The sequence below is a fragment of the Streptomyces sp. NPDC000075 genome, from assembly GCF_040301925.1.
Lineage (GTDB): Bacteria > Actinomycetota > Actinomycetes > Streptomycetales > Streptomycetaceae > Streptomyces > Streptomyces polychromogenes.
The window spans coordinates 134,424-149,454 of sequence record NZ_JBEPFL010000022.1 but is presented as its reverse complement, the minus strand read 5'-3'; the positions used below and the strand labels follow the sequence as shown (position 1 = coordinate 149,454).

Annotated in this window: 12 protein-coding genes; 5 read left to right on the top strand and 7 right to left on the bottom strand. The window is 75.7% G+C overall.

Annotated elements, in window-relative coordinates:
- Positions 1 to 130: 130 nt before the first annotated feature.
- Together ABT403_RS24870 and ABT403_RS24865 are read right to left on the bottom strand one after the other, a co-directional pair.
- Positions 131 to 2,119: a DUF5107 domain-containing protein gene (locus ABT403_RS24870; protein WP_344166423.1), complete on the bottom strand. Its 1,989-nt coding sequence runs from the start codon at positions 2,117 to 2,119 to the stop codon at positions 131 to 133.
- Positions 2,120 to 2,240: 121 nt separating this feature from the next.
- Positions 2,241 to 2,780 (bottom strand): GNAT family N-acetyltransferase, encoded by a 540-nt coding sequence (locus ABT403_RS24865; protein WP_344166422.1) that lies wholly within the window; start codon positions 2,778 to 2,780, stop codon positions 2,241 to 2,243.
- A 35-nt stretch (positions 2,781 to 2,815) separates the two neighbouring features.
- Here ABT403_RS24865 and ABT403_RS24860 point away from each other — a divergent pair, with 35 nt between their 5' ends.
- Positions 2,816 to 3,526 carry a hypothetical protein gene (locus ABT403_RS24860; RefSeq protein WP_344166421.1) on the top strand — a complete coding sequence of 237 codons (711 nt, stop codon included), beginning with the start codon at positions 2,816 to 2,818 and terminating at the stop codon, positions 3,524 to 3,526.
- On the opposite strand, the gene ABT403_RS24855 is transcribed toward ABT403_RS24860, so the two are convergent.
- The 4 genes from ABT403_RS24855 to ABT403_RS24840 all read right to left on the bottom strand — a co-directional run bounded on the left by ABT403_RS24855 (position 3,523) and on the right by ABT403_RS24840 (position 8,476).
- Positions 3,523 to 5,523 carry a S9 family peptidase gene (locus tag ABT403_RS24855; RefSeq protein WP_344166420.1) on the bottom strand — a complete coding sequence of 667 codons (2,001 nt, stop codon included), beginning with the start codon at positions 5,521 to 5,523 and terminating at the stop codon, positions 3,523 to 3,525. The two genes, ABT403_RS24860 and ABT403_RS24855, sit on opposite strands and share 4 nt — an antisense overlap.
- A gap of 13 nt (positions 5,524 to 5,536) precedes the next feature.
- A complete protein-coding gene (locus tag ABT403_RS24850; RefSeq protein ID WP_344166419.1) occupies positions 5,537 to 6,985 on the bottom strand; it encodes a M20/M25/M40 family metallo-hydrolase in 1,449 nt (482 codons plus the stop codon).
- On the bottom strand, positions 6,978 to 7,811 hold the full coding sequence (locus tag ABT403_RS24845) for a M55 family metallopeptidase (protein ID WP_344166418.1): 834 nt from the start codon (positions 7,809 to 7,811) through the stop codon (positions 6,978 to 6,980). Before ABT403_RS24845 ends, ABT403_RS24850 begins: the two co-directional genes overlap by 8 nt.
- 221 nt (positions 7,812 to 8,032) lie before the next feature.
- Positions 8,033 to 8,476 carry an SRPBCC family protein gene (locus ABT403_RS24840; RefSeq protein WP_344166417.1) on the bottom strand — a complete coding sequence of 148 codons (444 nt, stop codon included), beginning with the start codon at positions 8,474 to 8,476 and terminating at the stop codon, positions 8,033 to 8,035.
- A 322-nt stretch (positions 8,477 to 8,798) separates the two neighbouring features.
- Here ABT403_RS24840 and ABT403_RS24835 point away from each other — a divergent pair, with 322 nt between their 5' ends.
- Together ABT403_RS24835 and ABT403_RS24830 are read left to right on the top strand one after the other, a co-directional pair.
- Complete coding sequence (locus tag ABT403_RS24835; RefSeq protein WP_344166416.1) at positions 8,799 to 10,361, top strand: alpha/beta hydrolase; 1,563 nt, start codon at positions 8,799 to 8,801, stop codon at positions 10,359 to 10,361.
- A 24-nt stretch (positions 10,362 to 10,385) separates the two neighbouring features.
- Positions 10,386 to 10,838 carry a RidA family protein gene (locus tag ABT403_RS24830; RefSeq protein WP_344166415.1) on the top strand — a complete coding sequence of 151 codons (453 nt, stop codon included), beginning with the start codon at positions 10,386 to 10,388 and terminating at the stop codon, positions 10,836 to 10,838.
- A gap of 228 nt (positions 10,839 to 11,066) precedes the next feature.
- Here ABT403_RS24830 and ABT403_RS24825 read toward each other — a convergent pair whose 3' ends face one another.
- Positions 11,067 to 11,636 (bottom strand): HEAT repeat domain-containing protein, encoded by a 570-nt coding sequence (locus tag ABT403_RS24825; protein ID WP_344166414.1) that lies wholly within the window; start codon positions 11,634 to 11,636, stop codon positions 11,067 to 11,069.
- 489 nt (positions 11,637 to 12,125) lie between these two features.
- Here ABT403_RS24825 and ABT403_RS24820 point away from each other — a divergent pair, with 489 nt between their 5' ends.
- Both ABT403_RS24820 and ABT403_RS24815 read left to right on the top strand, forming a co-directional pair.
- The gene (locus ABT403_RS24820) at positions 12,126 to 13,931 is read left to right on the top strand and encodes a 3-hydroxyacyl-CoA dehydrogenase family protein (protein WP_344166413.1); all 1,806 of its coding nucleotides are present in this window, start codon (positions 12,126 to 12,128) and stop codon (positions 13,929 to 13,931) included.
- Between the two features lie 166 nt (positions 13,932 to 14,097).
- Entirely contained in the window at positions 14,098 to 14,913 is an 816-nt protein-coding gene (locus ABT403_RS24815; RefSeq protein ID WP_344166412.1) for a TetR family transcriptional regulator, read from the top strand.
- Positions 14,914 to 15,031 lie beyond the last annotated feature (118 nt).

Sequence of the window (15,031 nt, the reverse complement as noted above, 5' to 3'; positions counted from 1 at the left end):
CACCGCTCTTCACCACCCCCCGGGGGCCCGCCGCTCCGGGGGTCCCGGCCCGGGGCTGCGGGCCCCGCCCCGGCCCCCCCGGGGGGGCCCCCCCGCTTCGCGCCGTTCCTCCCCCGGCTGCCGCCGGGGGCTACGCCGGCGGTCGCATGCGGAAGTCGTACGACGGCGGCAGCGGGGCCGCCGAGACGGTCTCCCACACCTCCGACAGCGTCTCCTCCCCCTCCCGGAGGTCGGCCGGCTCGAAGCCGTCCTCGAACACCCGCCGGGCCGCCCCCACGTGCCCCTCCGCCGCGAGCAGCCGCGCGGCGAGCAGCCGGAAGCGCCCCTGCTCCCGCAGCGCGGGCCGCAGCCGGTCCCAGACCGCCCGCGCCCCGGCCGGCCGGCCCGCCGCCAGCAGGGCCGTCATCGCCTCCCGGCCCAGCGCCGACTCCGCCGCCGTCCACGCGTCACCGCCCCGGCTCTCGGCCGCCAGGTCCTCGAACGCCTCCGCGTACCGGTCGGCCGCCCGCTCCGGGTCCCCGGCCAGCGCGTCCGCCACCGCCAGGCACCGCAGCAGGGGCCAGCGCGACGGGGCCAGCGACAGCCCGCGCTCCCAGCTGCGTACGGCCTGGGCGGTGTCTCCCGCGTGCCACTGGGCCACGCCCAGGTGGTACTCGGTCAGCGGGTCCGCCGGGGCGGTCTCCAGCATGTCCCGCCAGTGCGCGGCGACCAGGCTCGGCCCCGGCGGCAGGACCCGGCGCGGCGCCGGGTGGACGCCGGTCTTCCACAGCGCCACCCAGGGTTCCTGGGCCTCCTCCAGGGTGTCCTCCGGAAAGGGGGTGCCGGGCAGGTCGAAGCCCGCGCGCAGCACCTCCAGGGCGCCCCAGCCCGACCCCCGCGCCAGCCACTCCCCCGGTGCGCCCTCCGGTTCGGCGTCGGCGTACCCGGCCCGCCACGCCGCGTGGGCCTCGTCCAGCGTGCCGGGCGGCAGGGCCGCGTCCAGCGCCGCCCCGGCCGCCGCGCGCGCCGCCGCCCAGTCGGCGCCGTGCACCGCCGCCGGCTCGGCGGACAGCGGCCCGTACGCCTCCAGCCAGCTGAACTCCGCCCCCGCGTCGAGCCGTACGTGCTCCAGCTGGGTGCGGGCCAGCCCGGCCTGGATCTCGGCGTACCCGCCGGTGCCCGGCTCCGTGAGCCACTCCTGCCAGCGCCGGCCGCCCGGGCCCGCTCCCCACACGAACAGCTTCCGCCCGCGCAGCAGCCCCGTGGAGGCCTGCGCCAGCCCGTGCCCGCCGGCGTCGAGTGCGGCGATCCACGGCCGGGCGGCGGCCCCGGGCTCGACCTCGTAGAAGAAGTCGGCGGGGTAGGCGCTCTCCAGCGGGTAGGTCCGGTCGGCCTCCTCCCACCTGGGCACGGGGATCCGCCGCAGCGCCCGCTCGTACCCGAAGTGCCAGGCCTCCTCGGCGGGGGCGAGGACCCGCGTGCCGGAGTTCTCGGGGACGGCGGTGTTGGACCACCAGTAGACGGCGGCGGGCCGTTCGTGCGGGTTGCGCACGCGGACGGCGACGTACAGGAAGTCCGAGTCCTCCGGCAGCCACAGGTCCACCTGGAACGGCAGGTCGCGCAGCCGCTCCCACTCCCACAGCCGCACCATCACCCCGCCGTCGGGCGCCGGTACGAGGGCGGCGTGCAACGGGGCGCAGGACAGGGCGGTGTGGCCGGTCGCACCGATGTTCCACTCGATACCGCCGGAGAACCAGGCGCCGTTGAGGGCGAAGTTCGCCGGCTGGAACACCGGGTTGCGGTAGAGGAGTTCGCGGCCGGTGGGGAGGTGGACGAGGGAGTGGACGCGGCCGCCGAGCCCGGGCAGGACGGTGGCGCGCAGCCGGCCGTTGTCGATGACGACGGCCTCGAACTCCCGCTCCGCGCGCTGCCGTCCGTAGCCGTCGCGGATCCGGACGGGCAGCAGGGAGCGCAGCGGCTCGTACCCGATCTGGCGGGCCATGTCGCGCGGCAGCCCTTCGCGCGAGCGCTCGTCCAGGTCGTGCACGCCGTCGGGGGCGCGCAGTGCGGGCAGCGGGTTGTCGGGGCCCAGGGGGGCGGCGGGGAGGGTCAGTGGGACACGTCGGACGGTGGTGGCCATGGGGGAATGGAACACGCCGCCACGGCCGGTGCACAGGGGTTCCGCACATCACCACCGGTCAGGATTACGCAAAGCGCCGCCCGGCCGCACGCGTGTCCGCCGCCCGGGGCGGGGCCCGCCCTCAGGCCGCCGGCGCCGTGCGGGCCCACCGTTCGTGGTCCCGCCAGGCACCGGCTACGTGGAGGAAGTCCGGGGAGAGTCCCTCCAGCCGGAACCCCCTCCCCCGCACCAGGGCGATCGACGCGGTGTTCCCCGGCTGCACGTTCGCCTCCAGCCGGTGCAGCCCCAGGCCCGGTCCGAAGGCGTGGGCCAGGAGGAGGTCCAGGCCCTCGCCCAGCAGCCCCCGCCCGGCCGCGTGCGCGAACGCCCCGTACCCCAGGGCCCCGCACTGGAAGCCGCCCCGGACGATGTTGTTGACGTTGATGAACCCGGCGATCGCCCCGCCGTCCAGTTCGCAGACCAGGAAGCCGGCCCGCTGCTCCCCCTCGGCCAGGGCGGCCGCGTACGGCGCGTACTCCTCAAGTGTGTCCGGCGGGAACAGCCACGGCCGGTGCAGCGCCCTGCTCTCGCGGACCCGTGCGATGAACTCCGGTCCGTCGTCGGGCCGGAAGGGGCGCAGGCCGACCCGCCGGCCTTCCGCCACGTACGTGGAATATGACATCGCCCCAGGCTACGGCCCTGTGGCAGCATCCCGGGGTGACCACCGCCCCGCCCGGCCCCGGGCTCCTGCGTGCCGCCGCCCGTAACAACGCCGAGTGGTGTGCCGCCGTGTGCGGCGGCGGCCGCTTCTCCGCCTCCCTCTGGAGCAGCCGGCGGCGCACTCCGCCGCTGTACCCCGACGCCGTGACCCTGACGCCGCGGGCCTCGGCCGCCGAGGTGCTCGCCGGGGTCGACACCGCCGCCCCCGGCTGCTCGGTGAAGGACAGCTTCGCCTCGCTCGACCTGGGTCCGGCCGGGTTCGAGGTGCTGTTCGAGGCCGGGTGGATCCACCGCCCTGCGGGGGCCGCCGCGCCGGCGGGCGGGGGTGGGCGGCTGGAGTGGGACGAGGTCGAGGGCCCCGGGGAACTGGCGGCCTGGGAGGCGGCGTGGGGTGACGGGGAGAGCCGGGGGCTCTTCCACGCCGGGCTGCTGCGGGAGGGGATCGTCTTCCTGGCGGGCCGCGACGGGGGCCGGATCACGGCCGGGGCCGTCCTCGGCACGGGCGGCGGCGTGGTGGGCGTGTCGAACGTGTTCGCCGCCACCCCGGACGACGCCGACGAGGCCTGGGCGGCCGCCCTCGACGCGTCCGCACGCCACTGGCCGCGGCTCCCGCTGGTCGGCTACGAGCACGGCGAGGACCTGGCGGCCCCCCTCCGCGCCGGCTTCACCCCGATCGGCCCGCTCCGCGTCTGGCTGCACACGGCTTAGTCACTCCGCAGCTCCAGCGTCGGTACGTCCGTCCGGTCCAGGCCGAAGACCTGGACGTACAGGGAGAGTTCCGCCTCCAGCGCCCGTACCATCGTCTCCGCCCGCCGGAAGCCGTGGCCCTCGCCCTCGAACGTGAGGTACGCGTGCGGGACCACCGGCGTGCGGGCGCGCAGGGCGGTGAGGAGGCGTTCCGCCTGGGCCGGCGGGCAGACGGGGTCGTCCAGGCCCTGGAGCAGCACGAACGGGGCGGTGATCCGGTCGGCGCGGGCCACGGGCGAGCGTTCGCGGCAGCGCAGTTCCAGGGTCTGCGGCGGGCCGGCGAGGCCGTGGAGGTAGTGGGACTCCAGGTCGTGGGTCTCGGCGGCGAAGCCGCGCAGGTCCAGGACCGGGTAGATGACCGCCGCGCAGGCGTACAGGCCGGTGGCGGCCAGGGAGGCGGCCGCCGTCCAGCCGCCCGCGCTGCCGCCCCGGATGGCGAGCCGCGCGGGGTCGGCGGTGCCCTCGTCGGCCAGGGCGCGGGCGACGGCCGCGCAGTCCTCGACGTCCACCACGCCCCACTGCTCGCGCAGCCGTTCGCGGTAGGCGCGGCCGTAGCCGGTGGAGCCGCCGTAGTTGACCTCGACGACCCCGATGCCGCGCGAGGTGAAGTAGGCGATGTGCAGGTCCAGTACGGGCGGTACGTGGTCGGTCGGCCCGCCGTGGGCCCACACCACGTACGGGGGCAGCTCCTCGGCGGGGGCCCGCAGGGCGGGGTGGTGGGGCGGGTAGACGTGGGCGTGGATCTCGCGGCCGCCGGGGCCCGGGAAGGTGCGGCTCTGCGGCTCGGGGTAGTACGCGGGGTCCACGGGGTCCGCGGCCCGGGCCCCGACCACCCGGGCGTGCCCGGTGGCGGTGTCCAGCTCGACGACCTCGTACGCGCTGCGCGGGCTGGCGGCGGCCCCGTAGACGCGGGTGCCGCTGACGGCCAGGCCCGGCTGCCAGGACGTCCAGGGCCCGGCGGCGTCCACCAGGTCGCCGCTGTCGGGGTCCAGGACGCCGAGGACGCAGGAGCCCCGGCCGTGCAGGACGGCCAGCACTCCGTCCGGCAGCGGCGCCAGCCAGCTCAGCCCCGGCTTCCACAGGGGTCCGCCGAACTCCTCCTCGCGCGGGCACAGGTTGACCGGCGCGGCGCCGTCGGGGTCCACCCGGTACGGGTTCCACCAGCCGCTGCGGTCGCTCACCGCGAGGAGGCTCCCGTCGGCGGCCCACGCCACCTGGGCCACCGCCTCGTCCGGCCCGCCGAGGACCGTACGGGGCGGCCCCAGCGTGCCGTCGGGGTGGACGTCGGCCAGCTGGAGCTCGGTGCCGTCCCAGGGCATCCGGGGGTGGTCCCACACCAGCCAGGCGGCGCTGCGCCCGTCGGGGGAGGGCTTCGGCCCGGTGCGGAAGCGGTGCCGGTCGCCGGTGAGTTCGCGTACGGCGGTCCGGTCGGCGGCGGCGGACCCGTCCAGCGGGACGGCGGCCGCGACGCGCCGTACGTCGCCCGGGGCGGGGCCGGTGAACTCCTCCAGCACGCACCAGACTTCGCCGCCGCGCAGCACCGGGTCGGCCCAGCGCAGCCCGCCGCCGACCGGGGAGACCGGGGTGAGCGGGCGGGGCGGGGCGCCGGGGGCGTCGGGCTCGTAGGCGTACAGCCGCTGGTCGGCGTGGTGGACGAACACCACCAGCGGCCCCCCGTCAACCCGTTCGGCGCCCGCCCAGGGCAGGCCCCCGTACTCGGTGAGCCGGCTGCGCACGTTCCAGGGGGCGGGCAGCACCGACCGGGCGGGGCCCCCGCCGGCGGGCAGCCGCACCAGGGTGCGGCGGCCGCCCTCCCCGGGGCGGGGCTCGGTCCACCACACCTCGGGGCCGATGGTGCCGAGGTACTCGGGCCGCCCGTCGTGGGCGGCCGCGTGGGCGGCGGCGAGCGGTGAGGGCCAGCTGCCGTAGGGGGCGCACGCGGCGGCGGCCGCCGCCATCACCGGGCCCCCATCACAGGTTCCGCAGGGCGCGGTCCAGGACGCGGACGCCGAAGTGGAGGGCGTCGACGGGGACCCGTTCGTCCACGCCGTGGAAGAGGGCCCAGTAGTCGAAGCCCGGGGGGAGCCGGAGCGGGGAGTAGCCGTAGCCGGTGATGCCGAGCCGGGAGAACTGCTTGGCGTCGGTGCCGCCCGCCATGCAGAAGGGGACGGCGCGCCCGGCGGGGTCGAAGTGCTCGACGGCCTCGCGCAGGACCGCGTACGTCCGCCCGTCCACGGGGGCTTCGAGGGCGACTTCGCGGTGGTGGAACTCCCAGTCCACGTCGGGGCCGGTGAGTTCGTCGAGGACGGCGGCGAACTCGGCCTCGCCGCCGGGCAGGGTGCGGCCGTCGACGTGGGCGGTGGCCCGGCCGGGGATCACGTTGAGCTTGTAACCGGCGCTGAGCATCGTGGGGTTGGCGCTGTTGCGCAGGGTGGCTTCGACCAGGGCCGCGGCCGGGCCGAGTTCGCCGAGGACGGCGTCGAGGTCGCAGCCGGGGGCGCGGGGGTCGACGGACAGGCCCTGGAGGGCGGCGAGTTCGGTGATGCAGGCGGCGACGGTGTCGGTGAGGCGGAGCGGCCACTCGTACGCGCCGATGCGGGCGACGGCGGCCGCGAGCCGGGTGACGGCGTTGGCGCGGTTGGGCTTGGAGCCGTGCCCGGTGGTGCCGTGGGCGGTCAGCCTCAGCCAGGCGGTGCCGCGCTCGCCGGCGGCGATGGGGTAGAGGGGCCGGCCGGATCCGGTGTGCAGGGTGAAGGCGCCGGATTCGCTGAGGCCCTCGGTACAGCCCTCGAAGAGGTGCGGGTGGTGGTCGGCGAGGAAACCCGAGCCGTCGACCGCGCTGTCCTCCTCGTCGGCGGTGAAGGCGATGACGAGGTCGCGGCGCGGGCGGGCGCCGGTGCGCGCCCAGGACCGTACGACGGCCAGGACCATCGCGTCCATGTTCTTCATGTCGACGGCCCCCCGGCCCCAGACCACCCCGTCGCGGACCTCGCCGGAGAAGGGGTCCACGCTCCAGTCGGCGGCCTCGGCGGGGACCACGTCGAGGTGGCCGTGGACGAGGAGGGCGGGCGCGCCGCGGTCGGTGCCCGCGACGCGGGCCACCACGTTGGTGCGGCCGGGGGTGCGTTCGAGGAGGACGGGTTCCAGCCCGGCGGCGGCGAGGCGCTCGGCGGCGTACTCGGCGGCGGGCCGCTCCCGGCAGTCGCCGCCACCCCGGTTGCTCGTGTCGATGCGGATCAGCCCGGAGGTGAACGCGACGACCTCGTCGAAGGCGGCCGCGTCGAGCGCCGCCGTGCCCGGGGCCGCCGTGCTGCGGTCCGCCGTGCCGACGGCCGCCGTGCCGACGGCCGCCGTATCGGGGGCCGCTTCGGCGGTGAGCGTGGCGACGGCGCCGCCGTCCAGCCGTTCCATGTCAGCCATACTGCTCCTCCAGAGCCGCCGAGACGACCGTGGTGACCGCTTTGAACGTACGGATCGCCTCGTACATGGTCGCGCTGGTGTACGCGATCCGGCGCTCGCCGGTCCGTTCGACGCCGGGGACGACGGTGGCGGCCATCGACAGGTGTTCCGCGTCGAACTCCACCTCCATCGTGTGCGGCCCGCCCCGCACCGGCTCGTGCCGGACGGCGAGTTTGACGGCCTCCGTGGCGGCGGCCCGGATGTCGGCGGCGGTACGGGCCGGGGTGCGGCACAGGGCCGCGTAGCGCGAGACGTGGTCCTTGACGGCGACGGTCCGCGCGTCCGGGGCGTAGCCGGCGGCGTCGGCGCAGGTCAGGTCGTCGCCGGTGACGAGGATGACGGGGACCCCGTACTCGGCGACCACGTGGGCGTTGAGCACGCCCTCGCTGGCGCGCAGGCCGTCGAGCCAGACCCCGGTGAGGGAGTTGGCGAGGTAGGTGTGGGCGAGGACGCCCTCGGCGCCGGCGCCGGTGTGGTAGCCGACGAAGGCGACGCCGTCGACGTCGCCGTGCTGGACCCCCTCGACCATGGAGAGGGACTTGTGCCGGCCGGTGATCATCTCGGCGCGGGCGTCGAGCTTCTCCAGCAGCAGGTTGCGCATGGTCCAGTGGGCCTCGTTGATGAGGACCCGGTCGGCGCCGCCGTCGTGGAAGCCGAGTACGGCGGCGTTCACGTCGGAGGTGAACATGCCCCGGCAGCGCTCCCACTGCGGGGTCCCCGGCAGCACGTCGGCGGGCCAGGTGACGCCGGTGGCGCCTTCCATGTCGGCTGAGATGAGGATCTTCATCGGGCCCCCGGTGGGTCGGGTCGACAGGGGCCCCACCCTAGCGGCCCGGCCGCGCCCCGGCCCGGGGACCACGCCCGGACCGCGCGGGCGCGGGTGCGGGGCTTGACGCGCGTGCCGCCGGAGGCCCCGGACACGTCCCGCCCGGGGCCGGGAAATCCACCCGAACCGGTGAGCCGCGCCGGGGAGTTGCCGTGACGGCGGCCGGCGGCCGGCGGCTGCGGTCAGGCCTCGACTTCGCGGGCCAGGTTGTCGAGGACGGTGTCGTAGATGCGGCCGAGGCCCTTGGGCGCGAAGGTGCGCTCGAAGAAGCCGCCGATGCCGCCCGCGCCGTTCCAGACGGTGCTGACGACGGCCTTGGACTTGCCCTCGCCGGCCGGGGTCACCGTCCAGGTGGTGACCATGGAGGAGTTGCGGTCCTTCTCCACGAGCTGGCCGTCCGTGGGCTCGGTGACCTCCAGCAGGCAGTCACGGACGCGCTTGCTGGTGGCCTGGAGCTTCCAGTGGACCAGGGTGCCCTCGCCGTCGCCGCCCTCGCGCACCTCGTACTCGCTGAAGTGCTCGGGGAGCAGCTTGCCCCGGGTGCCGGTGTAGTCGGCCAGCGCGTCGAAGACGGTCTCCGCGTCGGCCCCGATGATGCGCTCCGTGATGGCCTCGACCTGCGCCATGCCTGTTCCTCCAGCGGTTGTGTCCACGTTTCGCGGCAAGCCAACCACCTCCGGGGCGACCGCCCAAATCCGGGGTGCGGGCCGCCGCCCGGGCCGGAGGGGGCGGTCCGCCCGGCCGGGCGGTGTCCGTGTGACACCTCCGGTACTCCATCTGCGGCCCGGGAGCGGGGGTGGTGGGGCGGTCGCCGCCCCCGGGCGGGGCCGCCCGTGACCCGGACGCCGCCCGAGGGGTCATCACATCGGGCCAATAGACGGCCCAATCCCGCTTTCCGGGCGCGGTTTCCGGGACGATTCCGCCCAGAACCCTCGGCTGGGAGGCCCCATGATCCGTCCCTCGAAGAAGCGCGCGGCCCTGCTGCTGGCGATCTCCACCGTCGCCGCCGCTCTCGCGAGCCCCGTCACCGCCGCCGCCCCGGCGCCCGCCCCGGCCGCGGCCGGACTGCGCTGGACCGGCTGCGCGACCCCCCGCTACCCGACGCTGCAGTGCGCCTCCCTCCAGGTCCCCCTCGACCACGAGCGGCCCGCCGGGCGGCGGATCTCGCTGGCCCTGACCCGGGTTCCGCACACCGCCTCCGCCTCCCAGGGCCCGCTGCTGGTCAACCCCGGCGGTCCGGGCGGCAGCGGCCGGGCGCTGGCCGGGTTCGTCGCCGCGTCCCTGCCCAAGGACGTGGCGGCCCAGTACGACGTGATCGGCTTCGACCCCCGGGGCGTGGGCAAGAGCGAGCCCGCGCTGGACTGCGGGGCCGGGCACTTCAAGCCCGTGCGGCCGGACTCGGTGCCCCTGGACGCGGCGACCGAGCAGGCCAACCTGGACCGGGTGCGCTCCTTCGCCGAGTCCTGCCGGGACAAGCACGCGGACGTGCTCCCGTACATCGGCACGGTCTCGGCCGCCCGCGACATGGAGGTGCTGCGGACGGCGCTGGGGGCGCCGAAGCTCAGCTACTTCGGTTACTCCTACGGCACCTACCTGGGCGCGGTGTACGCGAAGCTGCACCCGGACCGGGTGCACCGCCTCGTCCTGGACTCCGTGGTCGACCCGGGCGGCGTCTGGTACGAGGACAACCTGGCCCAGGACCAGGCCTTCGACGCCCGCCACAAGGCGTTCCTGGCCTGGGTGGCGCGGTACGACTCCACGTACCACCTGGGCACCGACCCGGCCGCCGTGGAGCGGCGCTGGTACGGGATGCGCGAGGCGCTGCGCGGGACGCCGGCCGGGGGGAAGGTGGGCCCGGCCGAACTGGAGGACACGTACATGCCGGGCGGCTACTACAACGGCTACTGGCCGCACCTGGCCGAGGCGTTCGCGGCGTACGCGGCGAAGGGGGACCCTAAGCCGCTGGTGGCGGCGTACGAGCGGTTCGGGGCGGTGGAGCCGTCGGCGGGCAACTCGTACAGCGTGTACACGGCGGTGCAGTGCCGGGACTCGGCGTGGCCGAAGGACTGGAACACGTGGCGGGCCGACATGTGGCGCACGCACGCGAAGGCGCCGTTCATGACCTGGAACAACGCCTGGTACAACGCGCCGTGCGCGTTCTGGCCGGCGGAGCCGCTCCGGGCCCCGGACGTGACGAACACGGCGCTGCCGGGGGCGCTGCTGTTCCAGGCGACGGAGGACGCGGCGACCCCGTACGAGGGCGCGGTGAGCATGCGGCACCGGCTGGCGGGCTCGGCGCTGGTGGTGGAGGAGGGCGGGGGCAACCACGGGATCGCCCTGGCGGGCAACAAGTGCCTCGACGAGAAGCTGGCGGCGTACCTGAGGACGGGTCAGGCCTCGGACGCCACCTGCCCCGCCCAGCCCGCCCCGAAGCCGACGACGCAGACCCGGGCGGTCCCGTCCTCGGCGGGCGGCGCGGCCCTGCACGGCCTGCTGGGCTTCCGGGGCTGACCGCCGGCGGGCATGATCGTCCGCATGACCTCATCCGCGCACAGCAGCAGTGACGGCAGCAATATCGCTGACGGCAGCCACCTCACCCGGATCGCCGCGCCGGAGGGTGTCAGCCCCGGCACCGGATACAGCCACGTCGTCTGGGGCACCGGGCGGTTCGTGGCCGTGTCGGGGCAGTGCGCCTTCGACGAGAAGGGGGAGGTGGTGGGCGAGGGCGATCCCGCCGCGCAGGCCCGCCAGGTGTTCGAGAACCTGCGGCGGTGCCTGGCGGCGGCCGGGGCGGGGTTCGAGGACGTGGTGAAGCTGACGTACTTCGTCACGGATGTGGCCCATCTGCCGGCGGTTCGGGCGGCGCGCGACGAGGTGATCGCGCCGCACCTGTTGCCGGCGTCCTCGGCGGTCCAGGTCGCGGCGCTGTTCCGGCCGGAACTCCTGGTGGAGGTCGAGGCCTTCGCCGTCGTCCCCGCGGCGGGCTGAGGGGGCCGCTGCGCGGAGCCGTCTCCCCGCCCCGCCCTTTCTCCGTTTCCTGGGGGCTCCGCCCCCAGACCCCCGCGCCTCAAACGCCGGCGGGGCTATCTATAGCCCCGCCGGCGTTTGAGGCGACGGGCGCGCAGCGCCCGTACGGGGTCCGGGGCGGAGCCCCGGGGAACGGGGGAAGGGCGGGTAGGGGACCAGCCCCGCGCAGCGGCCCCGCCCGGCCGGGGCCTACGCGTCGGGGTGGTGGGCCATCAGGCGGTTCAGGGCGTCGGTGGCGGCCACCGCCAGCCGGGGGTGGGCCTGGGCGCGGACCAGGACGTCGCGGGCGCGGGCGTCGGCCAGGGCGCCCAGGCCCTCGACGCAGGCCAGGGCCACCCGCCAGTAGGGGTCGTGCGGGGCCAGCAGCCGCGACAGGGTCGAGATCAGGGCCGGGGCCGACTCGGGCGCCCGCAGCGCGGCCAGCAGCCGGACCGGGTGGAGGGCGTAGGCGGTGCGCAGGGTGTTGGTGGCGAGGGCGGCGGCCGCGCGGGCGGTGCGCGGGTCGCCGAGCACGCCGAGGGCCTGCGCGGCGGCCTCGCAGCGGGCCGGGTCGCGGTGGTTGAGCAGCAGGACCAGGGGCTCGAAGGCCCGCCGGTCCCGCGCCATGCCCAGCCGGTAGGCGGCCAGTTCGCGGGCCCACAGGGGCTGCCCGGCCGAAGTCAGCGAGTCGGCCAGCCCGTCGGGCCCGGCCGCCAGCAGCGCCTCGTACCCGGGCGAGCCGGCCGCCTCCGCCCGCAGGCGCTCCAGTACCTGGTTCACGCGGCCACCCTAGGGCTCCCGGGGGCCCGCCACGTCCGGTTCGGCCGAGTTCCGCCCCCTCGGTTGATCGATCATCGATGATCGGTACATTTGGGCGGTACAGGTCACATCTCCGCGCTCTGGCGCGCGAGTTACCGCGGAGTTACTGTCTCTTCCACACGCACGGGACCGGCCTGGTGACGCAGCCGCCCCGTGCCAGTCGGTTCACCGCACCACCCGTACGCACGGCAGGACCCCGGGACAGGGTCGTGCCGCCAGGCCCGCCGCGCCCGTCTTCCGGGCGCGCCCGCCGGGTCCTTCCCGCACGGCACTCCCGTACGGCTCCTCACGCACCGCGCCGGCGCCCGGCCATCGCCCACGGCGTCGCGCACCGCGTTCCCGCACCCTCCCGCACCGCCCGGCCGTACCGCCCCTCCGTACGGCACCCCGCGCGCACCGTGCGCCGCGCGCGCTTCCCAGTCGTCACCCTCATTCCACTGGAGTCCCGCGATGGACCTTCCGTCCACGTCCAGTCCCTCCCCCTTCCGCACCGTCGCCGTCGTCGGCCTCGGCACCATGGGCACCGGCATCGCCGAGGTCCTCGCCCGGGCCGGCCGCGAGGTCGTCGGCATCGACGTCAGCGAGGCGGCCGCCCGCCGGGCCACCGGGGCCCTCGCGGCCGCCACGGCCCGCTCGGTGGCCAAGGAGCGGCTCACCGAGCAGGAGCGCGAGGGGGTCCTCGCCCGCTTCCGCACCTCCGCCGAGCTCTCCGCCGCCGCCGACGCCGACCTGGTCATCGAGGTGGTCCCGGAGGACTACGACCTCAAGCACCGGGTGTTCGAGGAGCTGGACGCGATCGTCCGGCCCGACGCCGTCCTGGCCACCGGCACCAACGCGCTGTCCGTGACCCGGCTCGCCGCCGAGTCCCTGCGCCCCGAGCGCGTCCTCGGCCTGCACTTCTTCAACCCGGCCCCCGCGATGAAGCTCGTCGAGATCGTCTCCAGCGTGCTGACCTCGCCCGCCGCCGTCGAGGCGGTCACCGCCCTGGCCCGGGAGCTCGGCAAGGAGCCCGTCGCGGTCGGCGACCGGCCCGGCTTCGTCGCCGACGGCCTGCTGTTCGGCTACCTCAACCAGGCCGCCGCGATGTACGAGGCCAAGTACGCCTCCCGCGAGGACATCGACGCGGCCATGCGGCTGGGCTGCGGCCTGCCGATGGGCCCGCTCGCCCTGCTGGACCTGGTCGGCGTGGACACCGCGCGGACGGTGCTGGAGGCCATGTACGCCTCCTCCGGCGACCGGCTGCACGCCCCGGCCCCGATCCTGGGCCAGCTCGTGGAGGCGGGCCTGACCGGGCAGAAGGCCGGCCGCGGCTTCTACACGTACGAGGCCCCGGGCAGCCCGGTGGTGGTCCGCGACCTCCAGACCCCGCTGGACGGCTCCCTGCTGGGCGCGGGCCGCCCGGTCCACTCGGTCGGCGTGGCCGGCTCGGGGACCATGGCGAGCGGGATCGCGCAGGTCTTCGCGCAGGCCGGCTACCCGGTGGTGCTGGCCGCCCGCAGCCAGGAGAAGGCGGAGGCCGCGAAGGCCGCGATCGGGAAGTCCCTGGACCGTGCGGTGTCCAGGGGCCGCCTGAGCGAGGAGGCCGCCGCGCAGACCCTCGACCTGATCACCCCGGCCGGCTCGCTGGAGGCCTTCTCCGAGGTGGACCTGGCCGTGGAGGCCGTCGCCGAGGACCTGGCCGTCAAGCAGGAGCTCTTCGCCGGCCTGGACAAGGTCTGCAAGCCGGGCGCGGTGCTGGCCACCACCACCTCCTCGCTGCCGGTGATCGCCGTGGCTCGGGCGACCGAGCGTCCCCAGGACGTGATCGGCATGCACTTCTTCAACCCGGCGCCGGCCATGAAGCTGGTCGAGGTGGTCCGGACCGTCCTGACCGCCGACGACGTGCACGCCACGGTCCGCGAGGTCTGCGGGAAGGTCCGCAAGCACGCGGTGGACTGCGGGGACCGGGCCGGGTTCATCGTGAACGCGCTGCTGTTCCCGTACCTGAACAACGCGGTCAAGATGGTCGAGCAGCACTACGCCAGCCTGGACGACATCGACGCCGCGATGAAGCTGGGCGGCGGCTACCCGATGGGGCCCTTCGAGCTCCTCGACGTGGTCGGCCTGGACGTGTCGCTGGCCATCGAGAAGGTGCTCCACCAGGAGTTCCGCGACCCGGGCCTGGCCCCGTCGCCGCTGCTGGAGCACCTGGTCGCCGCGGGCTGCCTGGGCCGCAAGACCGGCCGCGGTTTCCGTGAGTACGCCGCCCGCCGGTAACCCCCGGCCGGGCCCTGAGCAGGATGCGTGGGGAGGGCTGCTCGGGTCCGCCGGTCCCTCACGGCGGACACACCCTCCCGAGCCCAGTGCGGGCCCTCCCCCGCATCCACCCCCCTCCCACCCCCCTCCGGCGCGCACGCCCGCCCGGATGAAGTACTTTCGCTCTATGTCCCAGCCCGCCAAGACCTCACCCCGCGCCTCCTCGGCCTCCGACGCCCCGGAGGGCACGGCGGGCACCCGGGCGGCCGCCCAGCGCCTGAAGATGCGCCGCGAGCTCGCCGCAGCGGCCATGGAGCTGTTCGCGACGAAGGGGTACGAGGCCACGACGGTCGACGAGATCGCCGCGGCCGCGGGGGTGGCGCGCCGGACCTTCTTCCGGCACTTCCGGTCCAAGGAGGAGGCGATCTTCCCGGACCACGACGACACCCTGATCCGCGCCGAGGCGGTCCTGGACGTGGCCCCCGCGCACGAGCACCCGCTCGACACGGTGTGCCGGGGGATCAAGGAAGTCATGAAGATGTACGCCGCCTCGCCGGCGGTGTCGGTGGAGCGCTACCGGCTGACCCGCGAGGTACCGGCGCTGCGGGAGCGGGAGATCGCCTCGGTGGCCCGCTACGAGAGGCTGTTCACCCGCTATCTGCTGGCCCATTTCGACGAGACCGACCACCACGACGGCAACGACGACCCGCTGCTGGCGGAGGTGGCCGCCTCGGCGGTGGTGACCGCGCACAACCACGTGCTGCGGCGCTGGCTGCGGGCCGGCGGCCAGGGGGACGTGGAGGCGCAGCTGGACCACGCCTTCGGCATCGTCCGCAAGACCTTCGGCTCGGGCATCGGCGCGGGCCGCACCCTGGCCGGTGCCGGCGCGGCCCCGCAGACGGCGGTGCGCACCGAGGGCGAGGTGCTCGTGGCGGTGGCCCGGACCGATGCCCCGCTGGACGAGGTCATGCGGACCATCGAAGAAGCACTCAAGAACAAGTAAGTCGCTCTCGTCACAGCGGCCGCTCCCGTTCCGGGGGCGGCCGTTTGCGTTTGTCCGAGTTGCCCCTACTCGCAGGTAACTCTGATCGATCATCGCTCATATGCGCAGGTCAATCGGC